Origin of the sequence: Streptomyces zinciresistens K42 (assembly GCF_000225525.1) — a bacterium.
GTDB classification, from domain to species: domain Bacteria; phylum Actinomycetota; class Actinomycetes; order Streptomycetales; family Streptomycetaceae; genus Streptomyces; species Streptomyces zinciresistens.
In genome coordinates this window covers 1-7,420 of sequence record NZ_AGBF01000259.1, presented here as the reverse complement: position 1 = coordinate 7,420, position 7,420 = coordinate 1, and the positions used below count along the sequence as shown (strand labels likewise).

Here is a 7,420-nt window from a genome sequence, read left to right as displayed (position 1 = left end):
GGGCGCCTACGTCACCCCGCTGGTGCGCAAGCTCGCCGCCGAGCACGGCGTCGACCTGGGCTCCGTCAAGGGCACCGGCGTCGGCGGCCGCATCCGCAAGCAGGACGTCGTGGCCGCCGCCGAGGCGGCCAAGGCCGCCGCCCAGGCCCCGGCCGCCGCCGCTCCGGCCGCCGCCCGCAAGACGCCCGCGCTGGAGGTCTCCCCGCTGCGCGGCCAGACCGTCAAGATGCCGCGCATCCGCAAGGTCATCGGCGACAACATGGTCAAGGCGCTGCGCGAGCAGGCGCAGCTGTCCTCGGTCGTCGAGGTCGACGTCACGCGCCTGATGCGGCTGCGCGGCCAGGCCAAGGACTCCTTCGCCGCGCGCGAGGGCGTCAAGCTCTCGCCGATGCCGTTCTTCGTGAAGGCGGCGGCCCAGGCGCTGAAGGCCCACCCGGTCATCAACGCCAAGATCAACGAGGGCGAAGGCACGATCACCTACTTCGACTCCGAGAACGTCGGGATCGCGGTGGACTCCGAGAAGGGCCTGATGACCCCGGTCATCAAGCACGCCGGCGACCTCAACATCGCGGGCATCGCCAAGGCCACGGCGGAGCTGGCGGGCAAGGTCCGCGGCAACAAGATCACGCCCGACGAGCTGTCCGGCGCGACCTTCACCATCTCCAACACCGGTTCGCGCGGTGCGCTCTTCGACACGATCATCGTGCCGCCGGGCCAGGTCGCGATCCTCGGCATCGGTGCGACGGTCAAGCGTCCTGCCGTCATCGAGACGGAGGAGGGCTCGGTCATCGGCGTCCGCGACATGACGTACCTGACCCTGTCCTACGACCACCGCCTGGTGGACGGCGCCGACGCGGCCCGTTACCTGACGGCCGTCAAGGCGATCCTGGAGGCGGGCGAGTTCGAGGTCGAACTCGGCCTGTAACCGGCGGTCAACAGTGTGTCGGCGCCCCGTCCGGGCTTCCCCGGGCGGGGCGCCGCCCTGTGTTGCGCGGGGCGTCCGCCTTCTCCCGGAAGGCGCGGCGTGCGGGCGGGCGGGGCGCGGGCGGCCCTCCCGGGGCTCCGCCGTGTCCCACGGCCCTCACGTGTAAGTCTCGTCTCACCTGCGTCATGGCGCCCCTGTCGCCCCACCCCGCGGAGCGCGACGGCCGTATTGTCTAAACGTCAACGCGCCCTAAGGAGCTCCCATGACCGCCCCCGTCATCCACTCGCTGCGCGAACAGATCCGCGAGCACATCCTGGAGGGGATCATCAGCGGTCGCTGGCAGCCGGGCGAGCGGATCGTCGAGCGGCGTATCGCCACCGAGCTGGAGGTCAGCCAGACCCCGGTCCGCGAGGCGCTGCGCGAGCTGGAGTCGCTGCGGCTGATCGAGTCCGCGCCCAACAAGGGCGTGCGCGTGCGGAACCTGACCGCCGCCGACCTGGAGGAGAGCTATCCGGTCCGCGCGGGTCTGGAGGCCATCGCCGCGGAGCTGGCGGCCGACCGTCTCGCGGAGGACTGCTCGGCGCTGGAGCCGCATGTCGCCGCCCTGTACGGGGCCGACCGCGCCGCCGACGGCACCGGCCAGGTGCGGCACACCGTGGGCTTCCACCGCGAGCTGGTGCGGGCGGCGGGCAACTCCGTGCTGCTGCACACCTGGGAGGGCCTCGGCATCGAGGTCTTCACGGCACTGTCGATCCGCTGGCTCGGAACCGTTCAGCAGTCGTACGCGGAGGAGCACGAGGAACTGGTGCAGGCGTTCCGCCGCCGGGACCCGAGAATCCCGGAACTGGTGAAGGCGCATGTGCTGGGCTGCGCCCCGCGCCCCTGACACAGCCGAGCGTCTCGTCGCTCACCTGCGGAAATCCTGCGCAGACCCCGCGCAGACCCCGCCTGAATCCTTCGAAAACAAGGCACCGGGTGCCATCGGCCAAGGCACCGCATGCCGACTTTCCCGGAATCGAGAAGTTTTACCCGGGCACCCTTTGATCGATCATCGATCAGGGAGCTATTGTCACCGACGGACCTCCACCGAGGTCTCCGCCCTGTCCTGCCAAAGACCAAGGGCACCCCCGAACCCTTACCGATGAGGGAACCCCCTTCGACTGAGGAAGGCGGCGACATGACCGACCCCAACGCCATCCGGCCGAGCGCGCTCGACCAGCTCCCCGACCGCGACCCGGAGGAGACCGCCGAATGGCGGGCCTCACTGGACGCGGTCGCCGAGGCGGCCGGCCCCCACCGGGCCGCCTACCTGATGCGCCGCACGCTGGAGCGGGCCGAGGGCACCGGCATCGCGCTGCCCAAGCTCCTGGAGACGGACTACGTCAACACCATCCCCACCGCCGCCGAGCCGTCCGTGCCCGGTGACGAGGCGATGGAAGCCCGGATCACCGCCTGGAACCGCTGGAACGCGGCCGCCATGGTGACCCGCGGCGCGAAACACGGCGTCGGCGGCCACATCGCCACCTTCGCCTCCGCGGCCTGGCTCTACGAGACCGGCTTCAACCACTTCTTCCAGGGCAAGGAGGCCGACGGGTCGGGCGACCAGCTCTACATCCAGGGCCACGCCTCCCCCGGCATCTACGCCCGCGCCTTCCTCGACGGCCGGCTCACCGAGCAGCACCTGGACAACTTCCGCCAGGAGGCCGGCGGCAACGGCCTGCCGTCGTACCCGCACCCCCGCCGCCTGCCCTGGCTGTGGGAGTTCCCGACGGTGTCCATGGGCCTCGGCCCGCTGTCGGCGATCTACCAGGCGCGCTTCAACCGCTACCTGACCGCGCGCGGCATCAAGGACGTCTCCTCCTCGCACGTATGGGCCTTCCTCGGCGACGGCGAGATGGACGAGCCGGAGTCGACCGCGGCACTCGCGCTCGCCTCCCGCGAGGGTCTGGACAACCTGACCTTCGTCATCAACTGCAACCTCCAGCGCCTCGACGGCCCGGTCCGCGCCAACTTCAAGATCGTGCAGGAGCTGGAGGCCCAGTTCCGCGGCGCCGGCTGGAACGTGGTCAAGACGCTGTGGGGCTCGGCCTGGGACGAGCTGTTCCCGCTCGACACCACGGGCGCGCTGCTGCGCCGGCTGCGCGAGGTGCCGGACGCGCAGGTGCAGACGTACCAGACGCGCGACGCCGCCTACATCCGCCAGGACTTCTTCGGGGCCGACCCGGCCCTCGCGGAGATGGCGAAGCTGCTGAGCGACGACAAGATCCGCGAGTGCTTCCACCTCTCCCGCGGCGGCCACGAGGCCCGCAAGGTGTACGCCGCCTACAGGGCCGCCGTCGAGTTCAAGGGCGCGCCGACCGTGATCCTGGCCCAGACCGTCAAGGGCCACACCCTCGGTGAGGGCTTCGCGTCGAAGAACGCCAACCACCAGATGAAGAAGCTGACGGTGGACGAGTTCAGGACGATGCGCGACCTGCTGGAACTGCCGATCCCCGACGGGCGCTTCGTCGACGGGGTCGTCCCCTACGGCCACCCGGGCGCCGACTCCCCCGAGGTCCGCTACCTCCAGGAGCGCCGCGCGGCCCTCGGCGGCCCGGCCCCGGCCCGCCGGGTCCACCCGGTGGCCCCGCTGCCGGCCCCGGCCGAGAAGGCGTTCGCGTCCTTCGACAAGGGCTCCGGCACCCAGAACGTGGCCACCACCATGGCCTTCGTCCGCCTCGTCAAGGACCTGGTCCGCGACAAGGAGAGCGGGAAGCGCTGGGTGCCGATCGTGCCCGACGAGGCGCGCACCTTCGGCATGGAGTCGCTCTTCCCCTCGCTCGGGATCTACTCCCCCAAGGGCCAGACGTACGAGCCGGTCGACCGCGACCAGCTCATGTACTACAAGGAGGCCGAGAACGGCCAGATCCTCAACGAGGGGATCACCGAGGCCGGTTCGATGGCCGACTTCATCGCCGCGTCGACCGCGTACTCCACGCACGGCGAGACGATGATCCCGTTCTACATCTTCTACTCGATGTTCGGCTGGCAGCGCACGGCCGACCAGATGTGGCAGCTCGGCGACCAGCTCGGGCGCGGCTTCCTGGTGGGCGCCACCGCGGGCCGCACCACGCTGACCGGCGAGGGCCTGCAGCACGCCGACGGCCACTCGCCGGTCATCGCGGCGACGAACCCGGCCGCGCTGAGCTACGACCCGGCGTTCGCCTACGAGGTCGCGGCCATCGTCAAGGAGGGGCTGCGCCGGATGTACGGCGAGGCCGCGCCGGGCGAGGACCAGGACGTCTTCTACTACCTCACCGTCTACAACGAGCCGCTGCCGCAGCCCGCCAAGCCCGCCGCGGCCGGCGTGGACGAGGGCATCGTCAAGGGCCTGTACCGCTTCAACACCGCCGAGTCGGCGGGTCTGGCCCCGGCGGCGAACGCCCCGCGCGTCCAGCTCCTCGGCTCCGGTACGGCGATCCACTGGGCCCTGAAGGCGCAGCGGCTGCTCTCCGCGGAGTGGGGCGTGGCGGCCGACGTCTGGTCGGCGACGTCCTGGACGGAGCTGCGCCGGGACGCCCTGGAGGCGGACGCGGCCCTGCTGCGCGGCGAGGAGCGGGTGCCCTACGTGCGTACCGCGCTCCAGGGCGCCGAGGGCCCGGTGCTGGCCGTCTCCGACTACATGCGCCAGGTCCCGGACCAGATCGCGCAGTGGGTCGAGCAGGACTGGTCCTCGCTGGGGGCGGACGGTTTCGGCCTGTCCGACACCCGTGACGCGGCCCGCCGCCACTTCGGCGTCGACGCCGAGTCGATCGTGGTCGCCGCGCTCGCCCAGCTCGCGAAGCGGGGCGAGGTCAAGGCGACGGCGGTCAAGGAGGCCCGGGAGAAGTACGGCCTGTAGGACGGCACCGCCGCTCGGGCGGCGCGGGTGCGGGGGGTACGGCGGTCGCCGTGCCCCCCGCGTTGTCGGTGGCGCCCGGCATGATGGCCGTATGCGTGCCGCGCGTCTGATCAAGATGGTGTTGTTGCTCCAGTCCAGGCCCTCCATGTCCGCCGCGGAGCTGGCCCGGGAGCTGGAGGTGTCCGAGCGGACGGTGACCCGTGACGCGCAGGCGCTGGCGGAGGCGGGCGTCCCGGTCCACGCGGACCGCGGGCGGGTCGGCGGCTACCGGCTGGTCGGGGGGTACCGCACCCGGTTGACGGGGCTCGGGCGCAGTGAGGCCGAGGCGCTGTTCCTGTCGGGCGTGCCGGGGGCGCTGCGGGAGATGGGGCTTGAGGACGCCTCGTCCGCGGCCCGGCTGAAGGTGTCCGCCGCCCTGCTGCCGTCGGTGCGCGACGCCTCGCGCACGGCGTCGCAGCGGTTCCATCTGGACGCGCCGAACTGGTTCCGGGAGCCGAGGACCCCCGCGCTGCTGCCCGCGGTCGCGGAAGCGGTCTGGGACGACCGGCGGATCGTGGCGCGCTACCGCCGCGGCGAGAGCGAGGTCGAGCGGGAGCTGGAGCCGTACGGCCTGGTGCTGAAGGCGGGCGTCTGGTACCTGTGCGCCCGGGTCACCGGGGACGGCTCGTACCGTGTGTACCGCATCGACCGCTTCACGGCGGTGGACCTCGGCGGGGAGCGGTTCGCGCGGGACGGGGAGTTCGACCTGCCGGGCTTCTGGGAGGAGCGGGCCGAGCAGTTCGAGCGGTCCCTGCTGCGGACCGAGGTCGTGCTGCGGGTGTCCCCGCGGGGGGCGCGCAGACTGCCGTCCGTCCTCGATCCGCGCTCGGCGCGTGAGGCGCTGGAGGCGGCGGACGCCCCGGACGGCGCGGGCTGGGTGACGGTGACGGTCGCCGTGGAGTCGGAGGAGGTCGCCCACGACCAGCTCGCCACGCTCGGCCCGGAGGCGGAGGTGCTGGCACCGGCGGCGCTGCGGGAGCGGTTCGCGCACGACGCGGCACGGCTGGCGCGGCTGTACGGCGGCTGAGGCCGCGAGGCTCTCCGGCACCGGCGGGGGCCTGGCCGCGGGGCGCTGCCGCCGGGTGTGCGCCCCATAACAATCCGCCGCACTCCGCGTGCGCCCCACCCCCGCAGGGCCGATGCTGGACGCGTGATGGACGAGACGGAGTTCTGGGAGCTGGTGGACGGCGCCCGTGAGGCCGCCGAGGGCGACCCGGAGGAGCAGGCCGACCTGCTCGTGGACCGCCTGCTGCGGCTGGACCCCGACGCCGTGCTCGACTTCGCCCGTCACTTCGAGGCCCGCTACAACCGCGCGTACACCTGGGACCTGTGGGGCGCCGCGTGGGTCCTGCTGGGCGGGGCGAGCGACGACGCCTTCGACTACTTCCGCTGCTGGCTGATCGGCCAGGGCCGCGAGCTGTACGAGGGCGCCGTGCACGACCCCGACTCGCTGGCCGGCCTCCTCGACGACTTCGACGAGGAGTTCGACGGCGACGGCGAGGACCTCGGCTACGCCGCGGACGAGGCGTACGAGCAGCTCACCGGGGCCGTCGCGCCCGATCTGGGGCTGCCGCCCGCGCCGCCGGAACCGCTGGGCACGCCCGTCGACCTCGAGAACGAACGGGCGCTCGCGGAGCGGTTCCCCGGGCTGTGGGAGCGGTTCAAGGACTGATCCGCGCGGGGGCGGCGGGTTCCTCGCGCGGGGGCGGCGGGTTCCTCGCGCGGGGGCGGCGGGTTCCTCGCGCGGGGGCGGCGGGTTCCTCGCGCGCCCTCAGCCGCGGCCCTGGAGGCGGGCGGCACGGTCCCTGATCTCCGGGAGGCGGGCGGTGAGTGCGGCCCCGGGGCAGCTGGTCATGAAGCCCGCGTTGTGGCCGGCCACGGCGGGCATCGTGGCGGACTCGCCGGACGGGTAGCGGCTGAGGCTGTTGCTGGAGGTCAGCCGGACCCGGGCGCGCGGGTCGGTGCCGCTGAGGCCGAGCTTCCAGGCGACGACCGCCGCGATCGCGTCGGTCATGGCCTTGGGCACGGGCACGCCGGCCGTGAAGGTGCCGATGGCGGCGATGCCGGCGGTGCGGTGGTTGAAGCCCTGGGTGTGCGCGCCGGTGACGGCGCGGGTGACGCCGCCGGCCCGGCCCTCGTAGACGGTGCCGCAGCGGTCGACGAGGAAGTTGTAGCCGATGTCGTCCCAGTCGCGGGCGCCGGTCTGGCCCGCGTAGAGGTACCGGATGACGCGGGGGGTGTCGGCGCAGTCGTAGCCGTTGGGCGAGTCGGTGTGGTGCACGAAGACTGCCTTGACCCGGTCGTCGTAGCGCGGGGGCGGCTGGGCGTGCCGGGCCCTGGCGTCGAGCCAGGCGGTGCGCGGCACGATCTGGGGGCGGGGGGCCTGGTAGGACGCGGCACGCGCGGCGACCGGGCGCTCGCGCTCCTCGGCGCTGCGCTCGACGCCGTTCGCGCACAGGACGAGCGCGAGCACGGCCGCGAGACCGGGCACGCACCCGCCGAGCACCAGCAGCCCACCGGCCACCCGCCGCCGCCCCGCGGCCGGGGCGGGCGGGGCGGGCGGGGGGCCGGGTTCG

The 7,420-nt window shown here is 73.1% G+C and carries 6 protein-coding genes; 5 read left to right on the top strand and 1 reads right to left on the bottom strand.

Features of this window, described 5'->3' with window-relative positions; all coding sequences use genetic code 11:
• The 5 genes from sucB to SZN_RS33685 all read left to right on the top strand — a co-directional run.
• Nucleotides 1-925 (top strand): 2-oxoglutarate dehydrogenase, E2 component, dihydrolipoamide succinyltransferase (gene sucB / locus SZN_RS33705; RefSeq protein WP_007504002.1); only part of this gene is annotated, 925 nt, incomplete at its 5' end.
• 262 nt (nucleotides 926-1,187) lie between these two features.
• A complete protein-coding gene (locus SZN_RS33700; RefSeq protein WP_007504000.1) occupies nucleotides 1,188-1,811 on the top strand; it encodes a GntR family transcriptional regulator in 624 nt (207 codons plus the stop codon).
• A 291-nt stretch (nucleotides 1,812-2,102) separates the two neighbouring features.
• On the top strand, nucleotides 2,103-4,805 hold the full coding sequence (aceE, locus tag SZN_RS33695; protein ID WP_007503998.1) for a pyruvate dehydrogenase (acetyl-transferring), homodimeric type: 2,703 nt from the start codon (nucleotides 2,103-2,105) through the stop codon (nucleotides 4,803-4,805).
• Between the two features lie 91 nt (nucleotides 4,806-4,896).
• Nucleotides 4,897-5,871, top strand: a complete 975-nt coding sequence (locus SZN_RS33690; RefSeq protein WP_007503996.1) for a helix-turn-helix transcriptional regulator — start codon at nucleotides 4,897-4,899, stop codon at nucleotides 5,869-5,871.
• Nucleotides 5,872-5,997: 126 nt separating this feature from the next.
• Nucleotides 5,998-6,516: a DUF4240 domain-containing protein gene (locus SZN_RS33685; RefSeq protein ID WP_007503994.1), complete on the top strand. Its 519-nt coding sequence runs from the start codon at nucleotides 5,998-6,000 to the stop codon at nucleotides 6,514-6,516.
• A gap of 99 nt (nucleotides 6,517-6,615) precedes the next feature.
• Here the strand turns inward: SZN_RS33685 and SZN_RS33680 are convergent, their stop codons facing one another.
• Nucleotides 6,616-7,368, bottom strand: coding sequence for a peptidoglycan recognition protein family protein (locus SZN_RS33680; RefSeq protein ID WP_425274499.1), 753 nt, complete (start codon nucleotides 7,366-7,368; stop codon nucleotides 6,616-6,618).
• Nucleotides 7,369-7,420 lie beyond the last annotated feature (52 nt).

Bases quoted from the DNA above. Each gene is read 5' to 3' on its own strand.
- SZN_RS33700 (WP_007504000.1), top strand. From the start codon at position 1,188: ATGACCGCCCCCGTCATCCACTCGCTGCGCGAACAGATCCGCGAGCAC.
- aceE (WP_007503998.1), top strand. From the start codon at position 2,103: ATGACCGACCCCAACGCCATCCGGCCGAGCGCGCTCGACCAGCTCCCC.
- SZN_RS33690 (WP_007503996.1), top strand. From the start codon at position 4,897: ATGCGTGCCGCGCGTCTGATCAAGATGGTGTTGTTGCTCCAGTCCAGG.
- SZN_RS33685 (WP_007503994.1), top strand. From the start codon at position 5,998: ATGGACGAGACGGAGTTCTGGGAGCTGGTGGACGGCGCCCGTGAGGCC.